Below are 19,295 nucleotides of genomic sequence, written 5' to 3' on the forward strand. Positions count from 1 at the left end.
CAAAATAGCAGGGCGGGACAAGCTTGCGAGACTCTATGTGTTTTGTCTATATCCTGGAAAACAAAGCAGGACAACATTATACAGGAAGCTGCAAAGATTTAGATACGAGGATCAAAAAACATAACCAGAACAGCGTAAGATCCACCAAAAACAAGGGGCCGTGGAAGATTATTCACCAGGAATCTTTCGACAACACAACGGCGGCCCGAAAACGAGAGAACGAAATCAAGCGGCACAAAGATATAAGATATTTTTTATCTTCGGTTAATAGACCTCTCGTCCCCATCGTCTAGCCTGGTCTAGGACACGAGCTTTTCAAGCTTGCGACACCGGTTCGAATCCGGTTGGGGACGCTAAAATCTCAAAGGCCCTCTTGACGAGGGCCTTTTCCTTTTCCAGAAGGAACCTTACTGGACGGCGGCCTCCCTCTTGATCAGCAAAGAAAAAACGCCTCCCGGCCTCTTTTTTATCGACGACTGTCTGCGCCATTGTTTTTTATATTTAGTTGCACATGGTGCCTTTTTTTGATATTTTTAATCAAGGTGCGGATTAAACCCTTCCTTTATGTGGAATGCGGAGATTCATTACCATGAGCACACTGATCGGGGTTGGGTTCAGCGAAAAAAAAGACCCTTTCTTGGCCGCCTCCGAGGCAGCCAAGATGGCCCTTTATCAGATTCATCACCGGCCCATCACCGTCGCCTTCCTGTTTTCCACCATCCACTTTGCACACCAGCGTCTTCTCGAGGGCATCTATTACGCCCTGGGGCATATCAAACTCCTGGGATGCACGGGTTCAAGCGTTATCTGGCCCGAAGCGATCAACAAATACGGCGTCGGCCTTATGCTCATCAGCATGGACCACGTCACGTTCGGACAGGCCCATAGCGTCGGCATCAAGACCAAAGGGGCGCGCCAGATCGGAGAAGAATTCGCGCGCCAGGCCCTCAAGAACCTGAGCACGCCCCAGCGGGACCTGGCTCTCATCTTCTGCGACGGCATCGTCGAGAACGGATCCGATCTCCTCAAAGGCATCAAGGACATTCTGGGATTGAGCTTCCCTATCTTCGGCGCTTCCGCGGCCGACAACTTCCGTTTCCACCAGACATACCAGTATTTTGACAAGGAATTGCTGACGGACGGCGTCGCAGGCCTCATTTTTTCCGGCGAGAATATTTTCGGCATGGGGGTACGGCATGGCTGGAAGCCTCTCGGCAGACCGCACACCATCACCGGCGTCAAAGGCAATGTGATCAAGACCATTGAAGAAAAACCGGCCGTGACCATCTATGAAGAATACTTCGGGAAATCCAGGAAAGAGATCGAAAAGACCCTCATCGAGATGAGCATCTACTATCCCCTCGGGCTCTATGTGCCCGGGGAAACGGAATACCTCCTGCGCAACGTCCTGAGGATTGACGAAGACGGCGGGCTTGTCTGTCAGGGCGATGCTTCCGTCGGAAGCGAAGTCCGCCTGATGATGGGAACGAAGGAATGGGCGCTCAATGCTGCAACGCAGGCTGCCCAAGAGGCCAAAGACTCTCTCAAGGACAAAGAAGTCAAGGGGGCCCTTGTGTTCGAATCCATCTCCCGCAACAAACTCCTGGGACGATTGACAGAAAGAGAGTTATCGCGTATAAAAAAGGTGTTGGGCAATGTCCCGATCCTGGGCATCTGCAGTTACGGCGAACAGGCGCCGCTGAAATCGCTGGAACATTACGGGGAGACCTACTTCCACAACGAAACCCTGGCCATCCTGGCCATTGGAGAATCGCATGCCGCCGACAAGCACATTTAACACCCCCTCTTCCCTGGAAATCCTCATCAGCTATATGGGCATGTTCGGGATGATCGCCGTCATCGTCCTGGTCATCATCCTGGTCTTCAAGATGGAAAAGATCAAAGAGCTGAAGACCGAGCTGGCCAAACTCAAGCGGGCCTTTGAAGAACTCGACGGCCAGGCCAAACTGATCGTCCAGACAGACGTCGAACTCCACAAGGCCCAGGAAGAGCTGGACAAAAAAATCTCCAGCCTTGTGACCCTGCAAAAACTCAGCCGCCTGATCTCGACGACCCTCGACGAAGAAGAGATATTCCAGAAGCTCGACGAGAAACACATCACCGAACTGGGGTTCGACCGGGCCGTCGTCTTCTGCCGGGATGAAACAAAAGGCTACCTGTTGAAGGCCGCGATCGGCTATACGGCCGAGGAGGCGGACCGCATCATGAAACTCATGACGGGCATGCCCCTGCTCATGGACACCGTCATGAACAAACACAAGGTCCTCTCGACCCTGGAGATGGACCGCGCCGCCAAGGAAACGCCGCACCTGCTCTCCATGCTGGGGCTTTCCTCCTTTGTCTGCGCCCCCATGATGCAGAAAGAAGGCGCTGTCGGCCTTCTCCTGATGGGCAGCGAATCCCCCTACACGCATATGACCGAAGGCGATAAAGACCTCGTCTACATCCTGGCGACGCAAATCGGCCAGTCCATCGAGAATGCCAAGCTTTTTGAAGAACAGTGGCACGCCCAGCAGGAACTCGAAAACAAGATCCAGCTGAGGACAAAGGAACTGTCGGCGGCCCTGGAAGAGATCAAGGTCGTCAGCAAAAGAAAATCAGATTTCATCAATGCGGTCTCCCATGAACTGCGCACACCCCTGACATCCATTAAAGGTTACGCCTCGATCCTCGCCGCAGGCAAGCTGGGTGAATTGCCTGCCGCGGCCAAGGAAAGGGTTGAAAAGATCAACAAACATTCCGACAATCTTTCCGAGCTTATCAACGGGCTCCTGGACATCTCCCGCATCGAATCCGGCCGCGTGGAGATGAAGCTGGAGCCTCTCGACCTCCTGAACATGGCGCAGTCGCTCGCTGACATGCTGGCGCCGCCCATGAAAGACAAAAATGTCGAATTCGTCGTCGATATTCCCGAGGGGCTGCCGCAGGTCAGGGCCGATAAAGGACAACTGGAACGCGTCTTTATCAATCTTATCGGCAACGCCATTAAATTCACGCCGCCGGGCGGCAAGATCACGGTAGCGGCGAGGCCCGTGGACAACGCCATGATCCAGGTCGGCGTCAGTGACACAGGCATCGGCATCAGTGAGCACGACCTCAAGAAGCTCGGCGAAGAATTTTTCCGCGTCGACAACGACGTCAATGCCAAAGTCAAGGGCACAGGCCTGGGGCTTTCTTTGGTCAAACGCATCATTGAAGCCCACCAGGGAACCTTTTCCATTTCAAGCCAGCTCAACCACGGCAGCACATTCTCTTTCACGCTGCCCAAGATGTGAAGCCTCCCCGGCCTTTAGACCGGGGTTTCTCCTGATTAAAAGGCTTGCCGTTTACGGCCCCTTCTGACGCCGCCGCGGCAACTCGTGGCTTACAACAGAATTGTGTCAAAAAACGCCAAAAATATGCTATGATATTTTATAGAGCCCGTGAGAACAACCGTGGCCACCATCAGGAGTGTATATGACTACAAAAAAGAAAATCCTCGTGATCGACGACGAGGCGGACATCAGGGAGATCGTCCGGATCTACCTTGAAGAGGAAGGTTGTGAAGTGATCGAGGCCTCCAACGGCCAAGAAGGCATTTTAAAGGCCCAGAGCGAAAAACCGGACCTGATCGTGCTCGATATCATGCTGCCCGGAATCAACGGTTTCGAGGTGGCCAAGCACCTCAAAGACGACCCAAACACCCAGGACATCCCCGTCATCATCCTGTCCGTATTGGCCCAGGACTCCCAGTACCGCCAGGGCATCCTGGATTATATCTCAAAACCTTTCCGTCAGGAGGAGCTCGTGGCCACCGTCAGACGCATTTTCTCAAAAGTGAACGGCAAGAGCCCGAAAAAGACCATTCTTGTCGTCGACGACGATCCGGACATTGTCGACATCATCGCCATCTGCCTCAAGGACAACAATCTCAATCCAGAAAAAGCATATAATGGGCAAGAGGCCCTGCAAAAAGTCAAGACAAACAAGGTCGATCTCATCCTCTTGGACATCAATATGCCCGGCATGAACGGCTTCGAAGTCATCAGGCACTTGAAACTCGATCCCGCAACTTGCGATATCCCTGTCGTGGTCCTTACCGGCACCTACATCTCCGATGAAGACAAGCGTCACGGCCTGACGCTGGGAGTCGCAAAATATCTCACCAAACCTTTTTCCGCCGACGATCTCGTCAAAGAAATCAAGGGTTCGCTCCATGCCTAAAACGCGCATCATCGTCATCGACGACGACCCGGACATCCGGGATGTCCTGAGTCTGACCTTGACTGAAGAAGGCTACGACATCCTGGAGGCGGAAAACGGCCTGGAAGGCGTTGAGATCATCAAAAACAAGGCGCCGAACCTCGTCATTGTCGACTACAACATGCCGAAGATGACAGGACCGCAGCTGTGCGCGATCATCAAGAAAGACATCCTGCTGAGCCACCTGCCCATCATCATGCTGACGGGCAAGAGCGACGTCTCCGACAAAGTCTCCGGCATCAACGCCGGCGCCGACGATTATCTCGTCAAACCCTTCGAGCCCCAGGAACTCCTGGCGCGCATCAAAATGATCCTGCGGCGATCCGAACGCGATCTCGACGCCAATCCTCTCACGAGGCTCCCCGGCAACGTCTCCATCCTGAACGAACTCCAGGACAGGATCGACAAAAAGGGCCCCATCGCCGTCATCTATGCCGACTTGGACAAATTCAAGGTCTACAACGATAAATATGGATTCACCCGCGGCGACGAAGTCATCCGGGAAACGGCAAGGTCCCTCATCCGCGCGACACAGGAATGCGGCAATGCCGATGATTTCATCGGCCACATCGGCGGAGACGACTTTGTCGTCATGACCACGCCGGACAAGTGCGAAGCGATCTCGACGAAAGTGATCGAAGGATTCGAAAAGATCTCGCCGTCCTTCTATACGGAAGAAGACCGGCAGGCCGGATACATCATGGGAAAGGACCGCAAGGGAGTCGAGCAAAAATTCGGGCTCCTCTCCATCTCCATGGGGATCGTGACCAACGAAAACCGGCAGCTGACGCACGTGGCCCAGATCGCCGAGATCGGCGCAGAACTCAAGGAAGCCGCCAAACGCATCGATCGCTCCAGCTATATCAAAGACAGAAGAGTCGAAGACAGAAGAACGGAATTCAGAACCTGATCATCGATGACGCCGGTAATAAATAAAAACCTGCATAGGTCCTTATGCGGGTTTTTTTATTCCCGTGCCGGGTAACGGGGTTCCAGGTTTCTGTTCCTTGCCGTCCCCGGCCGACAGCCGGTGAACCTACGGAGGACCCCTGTCTGCCTTGAAAAACTGTATTCACAGAGGGCAGGCATCCAGCGACATCCCGCCGCAAAGGCGGGGCAAACAAGTTGGGCTGCCCCGATCATTGGGACAGCCCAAGCTCTGATATGGTTCTGCTCCGCAGCAATTCCCTCGCGTTCATTGCTTCGTAGCCGTGGGCAAAAGCACCACGGCGAAGAAGAATGGTGCCTAGCACCGAGAGATTCTTTGGTTATTTCGCCTTCCTTAAGCTACGCAGCAAACCAGGTGCCGGGTAACGGGGTTTCAGGTTTCTGTTCCTTGCCGTCCCCGGCCGACAGCCGGTCGACCTACAAACAAGTTGGGCTGCCCCGATCATTGGGACAGCCCAAGCTCTGATATGGTGCCGGGAAAGGGGGTCCCCTCGACTTCGCTCGGGACTCCTTCGCTTTCGCTTGAGTCGCGAACCCTCACCTTGATGGCGTAAGGGTTCTTATCTCACAAATCAAAACGGCTCACCTCATCATGGCGGTGAGCCGTTAATGAAACTGGTGCCGGGAAAGGGGGTCGAACCCTTACGCCTTACGGCATACGCCCCTCAAACGTATGTGTCTGCCAATTCCACCATCCCGGCAAATCCTAAATGTCACACCCCCCGGACGTGGCCTGGACACAAAATTTTCGTCGGCCGCAAACCGGCATTCGGAAACTATGCGCTTTCAAAAAGCTTCTTGTCGTGGATCCACGGCAGGGCCGATTCCTGGGAAATCTTTCCCGCAGCGACGAGAGCCCGCAAAGACCTCTCCATCGGCTGCATGCCCAACTGGACGCCTGTCTCAATTTCCGTTGCAATGAGGTGTGTCTTTCTGCTGCGAATCAATTGACGGATCGCCGTCGTCACAACCATGATCTCGCAGGCCAGATGGCGCCTGCCGCCTTCTGCGGAAGGCAGAAGGACCTGCGAGACGACCATCTCAAGGCTCTCGGCCAGCTGGGTGCGGATCTGCTCCTGCTGATGCGGAGGAAAAATATCAACGATCCTGTCGATGGTCTGGGCCGCACCGCGCGTGTGGAGCGTCCCCAGGACCAAATGGCCTGTTTCCGCCGCAGTCATGGCCATAGAGATCGTATCCAAATCGCGCAATTCGCCGACCAGAATGACATCGGGATCTTCGCGCAGGGCGCTGCGCAGGGCCTCTGAAAAAGAACGGGTGTGTGTCCCCACTTCGCGCTGATTGACGATACATCTTTTGTGGGCATGGACAAATTCCACAGGATCTTCGATGGTGATGATGTGGTCATGCCTCCTGGCATTGATCATATCGATGATGGCCGCCAATGTCGTCGATTTTCCGCTGCCCGTGACACCCGTCACCAGCACCAGGCCGCGCTTCATCTCGCTGACCTTGCCGACGACCTCGGGAACACCCAGCTCACTCAACGTCCGGATAAGGGCCGGAACAAGACGGAAGGCCGCACACAATCCATTACGGTCATAATAGATATTGACCCGGAAACGGGCCACGCCCTTGATCTCGATGCCAAGATCGATTTCCTCTCCAGGCACCAGCTTCTTGTCTTCCGGAAGGATCTTTGCGGCCATCTCCAGGATCTGGGCGCTTTCAAGGACCTCATCCTCGAGCCTTTCCAAAACGCCGTTCAAACGCATCATCGGCGGCAATCCCGGCGTCAAGTGCAGGTCCGAAGCCCCTTTGGCCACGATATGCTTCAATAAGTCTCTGATATCCATAGAATCCGGCGAAAAACAACCCCCATAGACAGTCTGAATGAATGATATTATAATGCTTTAAAAAGAGAAGACAAGAAAAAAATGAGACTCCCTGCGGCAAGCTGCAGGGTATCGTGCATGCGAAAGCGAAATTCCTTCGAAGCCGAATACCCGGATGACCCTGCGTCGCAGGAGTTCTTCATTCGCCTTCATCCCGTATAGGGACGTTGCCCCAAAGGGACTTTACGTCCCCACGGCTTGCCGCGGGGTATTCGGCGAAGAAGAATAAACCGGTACGGGGAGGAAGTCATGAAAGGCAAAAAACACTTTGCGGTTTGTATCTGGACGGCGGCTGTGGCCCTGGTCTTGATTTCTTCGGCGTACGCCCAGGCGCCCACCCTATCCCTCAAAAAGTCCATCGACCTGGCGGAGACGGCCTTAAATAAAACCTCTGTTGACCTGCTGCAATATTATCTCTACAGCATAACGCTCTCCAACTCATCCCAGGGCCAATTCTGGTATCTCACGTACCGACCGGTCAACCCTTCGGAATACAACGAAATCTTCGTCAAGGTCTACATGGACGGGTCTGTCGGCCTTTCCGGCGGGCCATTTTCAAGTTCGGGATACTAACGACTCTCATCCTCGCTTCTTTAACAAGCTCGCCAACCCATAGCCGGCGGCAAAAACGACAACAACGCCCAGCGCGCCTGCCAGGGATGTCGCCACTGACTCATTTTTCACTCCGGGCACGACGTAATCCGGAACGGGGGCGCTCACGGCAGGCCGGCCTTCTCCTTTTTCAAGGAATTTCTGGTCTTCTGCGACGCGCTCCAGGCCGTCCGGCGATTGCGAAGCAAACGGACTGAAAAAGATAGCCAGAAGAAGCGCGGCAACCACCCCAAACCAAATATCTCTCGATTTCACGGTTCCCTCCTTGATGCCTGGTTGCCTATAAAGGGTGATTTCCTCGCAAAATCAACTCAAATTTTTCGCTCGTAAACCGTATACCAGATCCGGCCGGGCCTTGACGACAAACTCGACGACGAGCATTGTGATGAACGCTTCGCCGATGCCGATCAGGGCATGTACGCCGACCATGGCCGCAAACACAGCCCCAAAGCGGGCCGTACCCGATAAGGCCAGCTCAATGGCGCAGGATGCGGACGCCAAGACAACGGAAAACCAGGCAGCGACGGCAACGGCCGCCGTAAATCCTCTAGAGGAAGGCATCAAGCGAAAGAGGATCCTGAAAAGACCGTATCCCCCCAATGTCCCCATCACGGCCATGTTAAAAATATTGGCACCGAGGACAAATAGCCCGCCATCCTGAAACACCAAACATTGGATCACCAGAACGCAGGCCAGGACAAGAGATGCCGCCCATGGACCCAAAAGCACGGCGGCCAGAACCCCTCCCAAAAGATGCCCTGAAGTGCCTCCCATAATGGGAAAATTCAACATCTGCGCCGCAAAGATGAACGCGCACATGACGCCCATCAGCGGCACCATCTTTTCCTGCAGAAGCTGCCTGGTTTTATGGACGCCCCAGCCTAAAAACGCTGCTGCAGCCGCCCAGCCGGACCCCCAAACAGGAGGAGACAAAAACCCGTCGGGAATATGCATAACGCCTCCTTAATCCGCCTCTGGCGGATTAACCCCTGCCTGCCCACCTGACGGGCAGGCGAGCCTGCGCAGGTCAATTTAGCGACTGCCCTGGCCCGGCCTATCGGCCAGGGCCGAGGCGCTTAGGAGCTAAATTGACAAGCGCCCGCCACCACTGCGTCGGCGGGCGTCCGCCGAAGAACTAGTGGCGGACGTTTTGGCAAAGGGCCTTTTTTTAGTGTTAAACGATCATCAATATATTTTCTCTAGAAATCAATCTGGCTGCGCAAGCCCCAGACACACACGGGATCCGTGTTCCCAATGACATCCTGCCCGAAGGGATTCCAGATATACTGGAAATCCGGGCTGATGGATAGATGGTCATTCAGATGGATATTATAATACGCCTCCAGGTGGCCTTCGGACTTGGCGGCGAGGGCGCTGTTGGATTTCTTGTAATCGCCAGAGGCAATGGCCTGGCCAACGGCAAGACCTAATACGTCTTTTTCGCGGCCCCAAAGCCCGCCTTCGACCCGAACACCCGCGCTCCAGGATTGTTCCAGAGAAAATATCCTATCGCCTGTCGCGGCCAAAGACGGATTGTAAACACGCGGGTCCTGCCAACCATAACGGCAGAAGAGCATCACTTCGTCGGTCACCATCTGGTCGAAGCTCAAGGCAAAGCCGAAAGCAGGTTCCTTGTCATTCGTCGGCGTCAACCAAGAGGTATGCGGCAGATCGTTATACCACCCCAGAATGCGGTAGTTGCCCTGGCGGCCAAAGACCTTTGGTTTAAGAGCTGCCTGGCCTGCGCAAAAGGCGTCGTCGCCCACCTTTTCCCAGTCCGCATTGGCGTCAAAAACACCGACATTGAACTCCACCCACTCCTTGGGCATATAAGCCAGGCGGACACCTAACGCATTATCCGGAAATTCGATGGCAGGGTTATTGCGGAAGATCCTGCCCAAGAATTGGGTTGTTTCGTCGTTGGCCGCTTCGTTGGTATCAAAATAGACCGTCGGATCAAGCTTGCCAAAGGTAATGGCAAAGCGATCGTGGCAGCTGCCCTGCTCATACCAGGCCTCTGTCAGATGGACGTCGTTATTGTTGTCCGCATCCCGGTTCACATTGGAATATAACGCCAGGTTGTCTTCCAGGCCGTCGCCCGTTCCTGCTTCCAGGTGGACAAATGCCCTGCCATTGACAGACTCAAATTCCTTGGCCAGCGTCACGTCAGCCGAATAGGAAGCGTCGGCCCGGTCCTCCCCTGCGCCGGCATTGGCATTATTGGTCCCCTGCACGATCACCGTCGCCCCGGCGCCAATCTCAAGACCGCGGCCGATCTCGATGGCCGAAGGCTCCTGGCGGTGCAATCTCTGGTCGAGCGCCTCAACAGTCGCCTTGTAATCCCGCAGATTCTTCTCCTGGTTGTTTATTGTCTTCTCTTGCTCCAGAAAACACTTGTGCTGATCCTGGATGCGGGCCTCTTGCGCCGCCGCCTTCTTTTCCAGGGCCTCCACTCTTGCCTGAAGATCAGCGATGACAGCGCGCAGCGATTCCTCGTCCGCCCAGGCGGGCCGCGCGCAGGCGGCAAGGATCCCGAAAACCGCAAAAACGACAAAATTTTTCACGTCTCCCACCGGCCGTAAAATTGTGTTACGATTTATATTTTCGTGTTACTATAACAGAGGGCGACTCGGCTGTCAAGGGTTATCGGGGAATATCAGGTGTTCGGTTCTTTTTTGAGGCCGAGCCGTAAAAAGGCTTTCTCGGCGGGACAGAAATCCGTGAAAGCCGACTGGATGAGATTGCAGCCGACAAAAACGGCCAAAAGCAGCCACCAGCGGTTCACGAAAACTGCCAGGGCGACGGAAACAAGGACAAGCGTCCCTGCCAGAATACGGATGGCTTTTTCGACAGAAAGTGATCTTTTCATGACACCCCTCCTTGGTCCCCGGCGCGCATGACACCGGGAAGTGATTGAGGAACGGAAGGCCTATCTTTTAAAAATAAAAAGGACGGCGGCCACGATCAGAAGAAAGCCTACCGCGTGATTCCAGCGCAGGGATTCCCTGAGGTAGACAACGGAAAAAACCGAAAAGACAAGGAGGGTGATGACCTCCTGGATCGTCTTGAGCTGGGCGGCTGAAAATTCGCCGTGGCCGATGCGGTTGGCCGGGACCTGAAAGCAGTATTCGAGAAAAGCGATCAGCCAACTGGCCACGATCACTAAAAACAAAGGCGCCTGTTTATATTTCAAGTGACCGTACCAAGCGATGGTCATGAAGACGTTCGAAGCCAATAAAAGGAGTATTGTTCTCATGATTCTTGTGAAGACAGGGCGCTTGCCCCTGCCGGGGCCGGATTCTGCCGGCCCCGGCGAAGCCACGCGCCACCCTTTTTGTTGCAGTTCATTGCTGAGATGATGCGGAAATACTTGCCGCAACGTTCTGGCCGTTATCAGCCGCCTTGTAGCTGGCCGTGACGTCATCCCCTGTCGCGACATCAACCAGAGTAGCTGCCTTGCCGTCCTTCTCGATCATGGTGGAATCGTCTACAATCAGGGCCGTTTCTTTCTGTCCTTCATCGGAGGCCGACACGACGATCAACTTCTGAGCTTGAGGATCGACAAAAGTGACCGTGCCGTAAACTTCATTGGCGGCGGCCGTCTCATTGTCCTGCGCCAAGGCCAGACGCGGCGCACCGCAAACCCCCAGCATCAGAAAAAACATCATAAAAACAGCAACGAGCCTCTTCATGCCAACTCACCCCCCCTCACCCTTAGAGAAGAGGCCGCAGCACCTTGTGCCGCGGCCACACAAAAAAAGAGAATGATCTCTCATTCTCCAGTCAGACTTTGTTTTTCGTCCCCTCCAATCGAATCTTATTCTACCTTAAGGGGGTCGTTTGTCAATCAAAACCCGCGCACCGCCCGAGGACCGTTTTTGGCCGACTGAAAAAACACCTCCCATTCCGAGCCGCAGAACACATCTTGCGGCCCTCCCGATTTAACAATACGGCCCGCCTCCAGCATAAACACACGGCCGGAAAGTTTCATCACTTCAAAAGGGTCGTGGCTGACAAGGATCATGGTGATGCCGGTCTTCTCATAGAGCCTCAACACCTCGTCCTGCAGCCGCCACCGTGTCTGGACATCAAGCGCCGACAACGGCTCATCAAGCAAAAGGACCTTGGGGTGACGCAAGAGCGCCCGCGCCAGCGCCACCCTTTGTTTCTGGCCGCCGGACAGCTTCGACGGATAGCGCCGTTCCAAACCCTTCAATCCCACAAGGCCGAGATATTCTTGGACACGGACGGCCTCCTCGCCGCGGCGCAGGGCAAACTTCAGATTCTCTTCCACCGTCATGTTGGGAAACAGGCTGTATTCCTGAAAGACAAAACCAGCCGCTCTTTTTTGCGGCGGCAGATTAATCCCAGCCGAGCTATCAAACCAGACTTCGCCATCCGCCTTCACGAGGCCTTCCTGCGGCGCCTGGAGCCCGGCGATCATCCTCAAGATCGAGGTCTTGCCGCAACCGGAGCGGCCAAACAAAGAAACACACTCCCCATCCCTGACCTCAACGTCGATGCTCAGGTCAAAAGGACCTTCGGGCGCCATCAGCGTTTTTTTGAGGAAGATCTTCACACAACCTCCCCATGCCGCCGGTACAGGACATGGAACAACACAAGGGCCGCAAGCGAGAAAACAACCAGGATCACCGAATAAAAATTGGCCGCGCTGTAATTCATGGCCTCCACTTCATTGTAGATCGCGATGGATGCGACGCGTGTCTGGTGGGGGATGCCGCCGCCGATCATGAGCACAACGCCAAACTCCCCCATCGTATGCGCAAAACTCATCACGATCCCCGTCAATAAAGAAGCTTTGGTGTTAGGGATGATGACCGACACAAGCGTCTGACGGCGGGATTTACCGAGTGTATAGGCCGCTTCGATCAAGGCATGGGGAAAATTCTGGAAACCCGCCTTGACGGGATTAACCATGAAAGGAAGGCTGAAAATCACCGAACCGATCACAAGGCCTGTAAAAGAAAACACAACTCTCACATCCAGGACGCGTTCCAAAAATGCACCGAAGGCATGCCCGGGGCTCAACAATACCAGGATATAGAACCCCAATACCGTCGGCGGCAAGACAAGGGGCATGCTCACAAGGGCTTCCCAGAACGGCTTGGTGCGGCCGCGGCTGAAGGCCAGGCTATAAGCCAAAGGGATGCCGACGAGGATCAACACGATCGTCGTCACTGTCGCCAGTTTTAAAGAAAGCCAGAGCGGCGTAAGATCGTAGGTCATTTTCTCTTGTTTTCGCCCCTAAGAAGGGAGACGATAGCCGTACTTCTTGAAAATATCGGCCGCGCTTTCGGAAAAAAGGAAACGATAAAACGCCTCTGCGGCACGAGGGTTGTGTTTGGCGGCATACGCCAGGACCACGGCGCCTTGGGCGATCGGCTCGTACAAAGACGCGTCGATCTCCACCCAGCGCCCTTTATCTTTGACCGAATCATCCACCACCGAAGATTTCGAGGTAAAACCTCCGTCTGCAGCCCCCGAGAGGATAAATTGGTTGGCCTGAGAGATATTCTCGGCATAGACCAATTTGGGCCGGGTGCCAAGATACACATTCAGCGCTTTCATGGTGTTGACGGCTTGCCGGCCGTAAGGCGCTGTTTTGGGATTGGCAAGCGCAATCTTCTTCAACGAAGGATCCTCCAGGACCTCGCCGAGAGGACGAGACAAATCCAGGGACTTTGATGTCCAGAATACGAGAAGTCCGTACACATACACCTTCGGTTTCTCCAAAGCCAGGCCTTTTTTAAAAAGGACCTCGGGATATGACATGTCCGCCGACATAAAGACATCGAAGGGGGCGCCGTTCTCGATCTGCGCCGTCAGGTTTCCGGAAGACCCGATAACGACATCCACGCTGGAACCGGATTCCTTTTCAAACGTCGTCACCAGCTCATCCATCAGCACCTGCAGGTTTGCCGCTACGGCGACCGTCAGGTCTTTGGCGAAAACAGAAACAGGAAAAATAAGAAGCAGAAAAATTGCCGTGATCCACTTTTTCATGATTCTCCTCTCTTCTGGAAACTATATGTGCTTTTTCCTCTGGAGCCCCACGGGCTGGGCCTCGCCCGCCCAAGCGGGCAGGGAATTCCGGCAAACGGGATTTAACGGCGCCGACTCCCCGCAGAAATTGTCTCACGCAAAAGCCGGCCTACTTTTCCAGCGGCGGTGCATCCATCCGCCCCACTCGGAAGGATAGCGGCGGATATAGCCCTCGATAATTTTCGTCAACTGAGAGGTATTGCGCACCAATCCTGACGGTTCATCCGGGGCAACCTCAAGCTCAATGGGCGCATCGATAAGGATCTTGTGCCTGCCCCTTGCCCCATCACGCACGATAAAAACTGGCAAAATCGGCGCTCCCGACCGATAGGAAAAAACGACCGGCCCTGTGGCCGTTGCCGCCTGACGACCGAAAAAATCAACAAAGACCCTGCCACCCGCTCCGTAATTTTGATCCAAGAGCATAAATAAGACCTGATTATTACGCAAGCTCCTGAGCGAATGCGCCACGCATCGGCCGTAAGGAAGAGAATTAATCTTCCGGATGCCGTTTTGATCGAGATAATCGGAAACATGACCTTCGAATTGTTCGTCTTTCAGCCGGCGCATAATACAATTGGTCTTATACCCGGCCAGAGCCATCCGCAGGTACATCAATATAAAATTCCCGAAATGGGCGCTGAGCAATATAACCCCGTGCCCCCGGCAAAGCGCCTCATCCAGGTTCTCCCTGCCTTCAATGGCCACGCTCTCCACGATTTTTTGCGGCCGGTCGAGAAAATAAATAAGCTCAACCATGCCGAAGCCGACATTATCAAAATAGCGGCTGAAAATATCTTTGATCTCCTTTTCGGTCTTTTCGGCGCCAAAGGCGATATGCAGATTCTCCAGGATAACACGCTTTTTTCTTTCGATGAGCAGCCACCCCAGAGCGGCGAAAAAAGGAATGAAGATCTTGAAGGCGGGGTCGGGAAGCCGGCGGACAACCCGACGACCCTGCAATAATGCATGACGCCCTGCGGCGCGGAGAAATCTCTTATAGCCGGAGATAAACGACATGGAAACACTCGGTTTCTGAGACGGAATTCCGCCGCGCGGGTCAACCGACAGATCCTTCGAATGCCCCGGCGGCGCAGTCACCGCTAAACACGGTTTAAATATGCTTCTCTCCTTTGACGGCGCCGGCTTCCCACTTGCCGACACCGGCCATGACATCCTTAAAACATAACTTCGCCAGCTCGTCGAAGTGACTGCCGAAGATCCTCTGCATGCGGCCCGGCCGTGCATAAAACTCCCTCATGCCCCATGCGCCCAGGCGGCCCAAATCTTCTATGGATAAATGTTCCGTCGGAACGACCGGATGCAGGAAATCCCATTTGAGCATATCCATCTTGTTGAGTTCAACCCAGCCACGCCGGACAGCATCTCTCCAGAGGGGGGAACCCGGCGGAGGGGTCAGATACCCCACCCACATCACGTCCGGATCCACCTTTTCGGCGAATGCAAAGCGTTCTTTGACGATCTCTTCGGTATCGTAATCGAAGCCGATCATGATATCCCCGACGATCGCGATGTCGTTCTTGCGCAGGATATTGATGGTCTTATAAATCTGGCCGACCGTGATGCCTTTGTCCAGACGGCGCAGTTCGTCGTCATTGGCCACTTCAATACCGAAGACCCCCATGAACATACCGGCCTTTTTCATGAGAGGCACATCCTGCTCGAGCCTGACCCAATCGCTCGCGCAGCCGAGGCTCACCCACTTCATGCTGAGCCCCCTTTTGATCTTTTCTTCGCAAAATTCCCGCACCCTCCTGCCGTTGATGTTGAAATTATCCTCCTGGATCACCATCACCTTCGTTCCGAACTTCTTTTCCAATAGCTCCACTTCATCAACGACGCGCTTGGCGGATTTGGCGCGCCAGCGGTTAAAGTTTTTGATGGCACGGGGGTCGTGCTCGCTCCATTCATAGCAAAACGCGCACCCATGCGTGCAGCCGCGGGATGTGACGACCTCGACGAATGGTTTCCAGTAGGTATGGCCCACGTATTTATCCATCGGGAACAAATCGTAAGCAGGCAACGGCAGAATATCCAAGTCTTCTATGAGCTCGCGCACCGGTCCCCAGACGACCTTTCCGTCTTTCCTTGAGGCCAGCCCCGGGATATCCTCGAAACGGGCCTGTCCTTTTTGCAGGGCTTCTGCCAGTTCGCAAAAGGTAATCTCTCCCTCGCCCATCACGACGAAATCTATCGCCGGATTCTGTTCGAGCGTCTCCGTGCTCAAAGAGGAATACCAGAGTCCTCCCACGACAATCTTGACCGACGGGAGTTTTTTCTTTATTCCCGCCGCTGCTTCATTGAAATATTTCTGGACGGCAAACCCGCCGTAAGAATGCAGGATATCGCCCAACACGACGACATCAGGATTCTTATCCTTGACGATCTCCAGCATATGTTCGAAGGGAATGCTCAAGACCTTGCAATCCAAAACTTCCACCTCTGCGGCACCGTGTTCGCGCACATAAGCCGCCCACTGGGCATGCATCTGATTGGGGGCGACATGGTGTCCGTGCGTCGCCCACGAACCCAGTTGCGGCGTCACAAACAAAATCTTCACGACCAACCTCGCTTATTTTCTGTAACCGATTATATCTTTAACGTTATCTGTGAATAAACCCAATCGACATCGTCGTGGGATCCTGTGTCCTTGACATAACCGCCGCAAAAAAAGTGGGCGTAACCACATTCGGCCTTCACGTTCTTGCTGAAATCGTAAAATACGCGCAAGGAGGCTTCCGTGCCGACATAAGAGCTGCGGTCGCCGCTCGTCTTGGTCCGCACGACCACGCCGCTGGAGTTATACCAGGAGTCATTGGTGTTCTGAAGCCAAAAAAGATCGACCTGGGGCTTGAGCTTCAACTTGCTCGTCGGAGAAAGCGTCAGGCTAAGCTCGGGATTGCGCACGTTCTGCCACCGGAAGAAATCCAGAAGACCGTAGGGATCGTGGGTAGACTGGTAAAGAGGATTAAAAGTATTCGTCGTGCCGTCGCCTACTTTTTTGTCGCCCGAGGCCTCGTCGTAGCTGACAGCCACCTGCGGCTTCCAGGCGATCTCTCCAAAAGTCTTGGAGACATCCAGGTGGAATGCATACGCGCTGATGTCCCGGTTTTGCGTCCTGCCGAACTGATACGGCGCTTCCATGTCATAATCCAGACCAAGCGCGCGGCCGGTGAGACGAAAGCCTATCGTATAGCGGCGCGTCCTGGGCGAAGAAGACGTCACATCCTGGGACAAAAAATACCCTTCTGTCGTCACATTCGTCTTTTGCGCCTTATAGCCCCCGTAAACACCGGTCAGAGACTCAACATGGCTTGAGACATTAAGGTTATTATCGTTGTATTTGACATCCTGACCGTAAAGGATGTCGGCATAAAAAGCGTCATTGTGATAACGGATGACGCCGCCGTCAAAAGACCTGATGCGGTTGGCCCATGTGGGCGCGGCGACCAGGCGGCCCTTGCCGTATTTGAATTCCTGGCGGCCGGCCTTGACATCAACGCCAGAGCCTCCTATGTCGATAAAATTCACAAAGGCCTGGTGCAGGTCAAAATCATCCACCTGGCCGGAATTCGCCTTGATCTGGTAGGCGCCTGTCTGGGCATCCAGCATTTCGATATAAATATCCACCTTGGGGTCAAGGTATTCATCCGTCAGCGCCGCATCAAAACCGACGCGCAAACGCTGATAAAACTGGCTGCCCGTATCTTTTTTGCTTTTGTCGAAATCAAAATCATGCTTGTATTCATAACGGAACCTGTCTTCGGCATTCCAGGCTGTCCGCCACTGCAGAAATTGCCCCGCCGACGACGTCTCCTGGGCAAAAGAAGGAGCAATCCCCGCGATGAGCCCGAACAAAACGGCCAACAAAACAAGACCTTTCCTCATGACCTATCTTCCTTTCTTTAAGATGCCATGCGCCCATATATCCAAAACAGCCTGGAGGGCCTCATCAAAACTCAAGCGCTCCTGTTCCAAAAATCTCGGACTGATGATGGCCTTGACAGACCCCAGATACGCCTGGACAGCCACCGAAGCCGGAACTTTACGCAAAACCCCCCTCTTGATCCCTTTTTCCACAAGAGACCGGATTTCCAGGATCTTTTCATTCCTGTAACGCAGGAACTCTTTCCATAGATCGGGGAGCTCGAGCGCGATCTCCTTGAAAAAATGTTCGAACCAGGGCCCGAGGGTCCTGCGCAAAAGCAGGATGCTGCCGGAGAATACCCTCAAGGGATCTTTCTCCCGCCGCTCCAGATCATCGAGGCCCCTGTTGATGTCTTCCTGCAGACGCTTGACCAGCCCCTTGGCGATCTCTTCCTTGCCGACAAATATCTTGTAGATCGTGTTTTTGCTCGCCCGCAGATCCTGGGCGATCTCGTCCATCGTCACCTTGCGGTAACCAAACCGGATCATGCGCGCCTGCGCCGCGTCTAAAATTTTTTCCTTTAATGAGGATGCGTGGATCATGGGAACCTCCCGGAGAGAACTCCGCTAGAGAACGATATTTTCTAACGGAGTAAACCTATAATACTGATTTGGTATTTTTAGTATTCTACAAGGCCGAGGGCTTGCTGTCAATGAATTTTTTAGGGCACTCTGTTTGTATCGGGACAGGATGAAGACTGGGCCCTTAGGGCCTGGCCCTAAAAGGCCGGGCTCCCCGGGCTAAGCTTTCTTAAGGAAGGCCAGGATGGCGGAAAGGATCTGTGCGGGAGATGGCGGACAGCCGGGGATATGCAGGACGACGGCGCCGATGAGGCCCCGGATGCCCTCAGGATGCCGGTAATAGGAGGCGCCGAACCCCCCTCCGTCCAAAGCGCAGTCTCCAACGGTAATCACGAATTTCGGGCCGGGCATTGCCTCATAGGTTCTTTTGAGGGCCAGCGCCATGTTACGCGAGAGCGCGCCTGTCACCACAAGGGCGTCGGCGTGGCGCGGAGAGGCGACAAAATCAATCCCGAAACGCTGGATATCATAGACAGGATTACTCAATGCCGTCATCTCTGACTCGCAGGCCCCGCAAGAGCCTGTGTCCACCTCGCGCAGATGCAGAGAGCGGCCGTAGAGGGAAAGGATGGTTTTCTTAAGCTCTTGGCCGATATCCTCAACCTCGGAACAGGAAGGAATGTCCGGCAAGGTCTTTCTTTCGGTCAAAAGGCCTTTCAAAATACTGTTTTTTATTATCGTCCACATTTCTTATTTACCTCATTGCCTGCCGGTGAGACGGCACAGGACCAACTATGTCTCTGGGTAACGGTCATAAGGCCCGTTTAAAGTATATATAATGACGAATTCCTAAATCCAAATGCCTAATAAATGCCGAATTCTCAAAACCGAAACCTTTCCGTATTTTTGTCCCTAGGAATTTGGATTTTATTTGTCATTGGAACTTAGAAATTCGAAACTGTCTTGAGGCGTAGTGTTAACATCGTGCCCCTGGGTCATCACCGTAGCCGTTACCAAATCCAAAAAACGACATGGCCGACAAAAAAATCTTATTGAATCAAAAGGTTCATTGTTGATGAAAGA

At 54.0% G+C, this 19,295-nt stretch carries 21 protein-coding genes and 2 tRNA genes; 7 read left to right on the plus strand and 16 right to left on the minus strand.

Annotation, left to right across the window (positions count from 1 at the left end):
• Positions 1–35 precede the first annotated feature (35 nt).
• From BU251_RS09645 to BU251_RS08365, 6 genes are all read left to right on the plus strand, one after another.
• On the plus strand, positions 36–293 hold the full coding sequence (locus BU251_RS09645) for a GIY-YIG nuclease family protein (RefSeq protein ID WP_128700724.1): 258 nt from the start codon (positions 36–38) through the stop codon (positions 291–293).
• A tRNA-Glu gene (locus BU251_RS08345) sits at positions 279–353 on the plus strand. Before BU251_RS09645 ends, BU251_RS08345 begins: the two co-directional genes overlap by 15 nt.
• 236 nt (positions 354–589) lie before the next feature.
• Positions 590–1,798: an FIST signal transduction protein gene (locus BU251_RS08350; protein ID WP_164908936.1), complete on the plus strand. Its 1,209-nt coding sequence runs from the start codon at positions 590–592 to the stop codon at positions 1,796–1,798.
• Positions 1,776–3,296, plus strand: coding sequence for an ATP-binding protein (locus tag BU251_RS08355; protein WP_128700726.1), 1,521 nt, complete (start codon positions 1,776–1,778; stop codon positions 3,294–3,296). Before BU251_RS08350 ends, BU251_RS08355 begins: the two co-directional genes overlap by 23 nt.
• 181 nt (positions 3,297–3,477) lie before the next feature.
• Positions 3,478–4,224, plus strand: coding sequence for a response regulator (locus BU251_RS08360; RefSeq protein WP_128700727.1), 747 nt, complete (start codon positions 3,478–3,480; stop codon positions 4,222–4,224).
• Positions 4,217–5,173, plus strand: a complete 957-nt coding sequence (locus tag BU251_RS08365; RefSeq protein WP_128700728.1) for a GGDEF domain-containing response regulator — start codon at positions 4,217–4,219, stop codon at positions 5,171–5,173. Before BU251_RS08360 ends, BU251_RS08365 begins: the two co-directional genes overlap by 8 nt.
• A gap of 654 nt (positions 5,174–5,827) precedes the next feature.
• On the opposite strand, the gene BU251_RS08370 is transcribed toward BU251_RS08365, so the two are convergent.
• Positions 5,828–5,912, minus strand: a tRNA-Leu gene (locus BU251_RS08370).
• Between the two features lie 75 nt (positions 5,913–5,987).
• Positions 5,988–7,028 (minus strand): type IV pilus twitching motility protein PilT, encoded by a 1,041-nt coding sequence (locus BU251_RS08375; protein WP_128700729.1) that lies wholly within the window; start codon positions 7,026–7,028, stop codon positions 5,988–5,990.
• Positions 7,029–7,316: 288 nt separating this feature from the next.
• Here BU251_RS08375 and BU251_RS08380 point away from each other — a divergent pair, with 288 nt between their 5' ends.
• Positions 7,317–7,640, plus strand: coding sequence for a hypothetical protein (locus tag BU251_RS08380; RefSeq protein WP_128700730.1), 324 nt, complete (start codon positions 7,317–7,319; stop codon positions 7,638–7,640).
• 6 nt (positions 7,641–7,646) lie between these two features.
• On the opposite strand, the gene BU251_RS08385 is transcribed toward BU251_RS08380, so the two are convergent.
• From BU251_RS08385 to BU251_RS08450, 14 genes are all read right to left on the minus strand, one after another.
• Entirely contained in the window at positions 7,647–7,934 is a 288-nt protein-coding gene (locus BU251_RS08385) for a PDGLE domain-containing protein (RefSeq protein ID WP_128700731.1), read from the minus strand.
• Between the two features lie 51 nt (positions 7,935–7,985).
• Complete coding sequence (locus BU251_RS08390) at positions 7,986–8,633, minus strand: energy-coupling factor ABC transporter permease (protein WP_128700732.1); 648 nt, start codon at positions 8,631–8,633, stop codon at positions 7,986–7,988.
• A 245-nt stretch (positions 8,634–8,878) separates the two neighbouring features.
• Complete coding sequence (locus tag BU251_RS08395) at positions 8,879–10,243, minus strand: carbohydrate porin (protein WP_164908937.1); 1,365 nt, start codon at positions 10,241–10,243, stop codon at positions 8,879–8,881.
• Positions 10,244–10,335: 92 nt separating this feature from the next.
• On the minus strand, positions 10,336–10,548 hold the full coding sequence (locus BU251_RS08400) for a YgaP family membrane protein (RefSeq protein ID WP_128700734.1): 213 nt from the start codon (positions 10,546–10,548) through the stop codon (positions 10,336–10,338).
• Positions 10,549–10,608: 60 nt separating this feature from the next.
• Positions 10,609–10,935 (minus strand): DMT family protein, encoded by a 327-nt coding sequence (locus BU251_RS08405; RefSeq protein WP_128700735.1) that lies wholly within the window; start codon positions 10,933–10,935, stop codon positions 10,609–10,611.
• An 88-nt stretch (positions 10,936–11,023) separates the two neighbouring features.
• Positions 11,024–11,371, minus strand: coding sequence for a hypothetical protein (locus BU251_RS08410; RefSeq protein ID WP_128700736.1), 348 nt, complete (start codon positions 11,369–11,371; stop codon positions 11,024–11,026).
• Between the two features lie 155 nt (positions 11,372–11,526).
• Positions 11,527–12,258 carry an ABC transporter ATP-binding protein gene (locus BU251_RS08415; RefSeq protein WP_128700737.1) on the minus strand — a complete coding sequence of 244 codons (732 nt, stop codon included), beginning with the start codon at positions 12,256–12,258 and terminating at the stop codon, positions 11,527–11,529.
• Positions 12,255–12,926: a molybdate ABC transporter permease subunit gene (gene modB / locus BU251_RS08420; protein WP_128700738.1), complete on the minus strand. Its 672-nt coding sequence runs from the start codon at positions 12,924–12,926 to the stop codon at positions 12,255–12,257. Before modB ends, BU251_RS08415 begins: the two co-directional genes overlap by 4 nt.
• A gap of 18 nt (positions 12,927–12,944) precedes the next feature.
• Positions 12,945–13,703, minus strand: a complete 759-nt coding sequence (gene modA / locus BU251_RS08425; protein ID WP_128700739.1) for a molybdate ABC transporter substrate-binding protein — start codon at positions 13,701–13,703, stop codon at positions 12,945–12,947.
• 132 nt (positions 13,704–13,835) lie between these two features.
• A complete protein-coding gene (locus BU251_RS08430) occupies positions 13,836–14,762 on the minus strand; it encodes a lysophospholipid acyltransferase family protein (protein WP_164908938.1) in 927 nt (308 codons plus the stop codon).
• 94 nt (positions 14,763–14,856) lie between these two features.
• A complete protein-coding gene (locus BU251_RS08435; RefSeq protein WP_128700741.1) occupies positions 14,857–16,323 on the minus strand; it encodes a B12-binding domain-containing radical SAM protein in 1,467 nt (488 codons plus the stop codon).
• A gap of 29 nt (positions 16,324–16,352) precedes the next feature.
• Positions 16,353–17,651, minus strand: a complete 1,299-nt coding sequence (locus BU251_RS08440; RefSeq protein ID WP_128700742.1) for an alginate export family protein — start codon at positions 17,649–17,651, stop codon at positions 16,353–16,355.
• A 3-nt stretch (positions 17,652–17,654) separates the two neighbouring features.
• A complete protein-coding gene (locus BU251_RS08445) occupies positions 17,655–18,233 on the minus strand; it encodes a TetR/AcrR family transcriptional regulator (RefSeq protein WP_128700743.1) in 579 nt (192 codons plus the stop codon).
• 198 nt (positions 18,234–18,431) lie between these two features.
• Positions 18,432–18,959 (minus strand): NADH-quinone oxidoreductase subunit B family protein, encoded by a 528-nt coding sequence (locus tag BU251_RS08450; RefSeq protein WP_128700744.1) that lies wholly within the window; start codon positions 18,957–18,959, stop codon positions 18,432–18,434.
• Between the last annotated feature and the right edge of the window lie 336 nt (positions 18,960–19,295).

Source organism: Candidatus Velamenicoccus archaeovorus, from assembly GCF_004102945.1.
GTDB classification, from domain to species: Bacteria; Omnitrophota; Gorgyraeia; order Velamenicoccales; family Velamenicoccaceae; genus Velamenicoccus; species Velamenicoccus archaeovorus.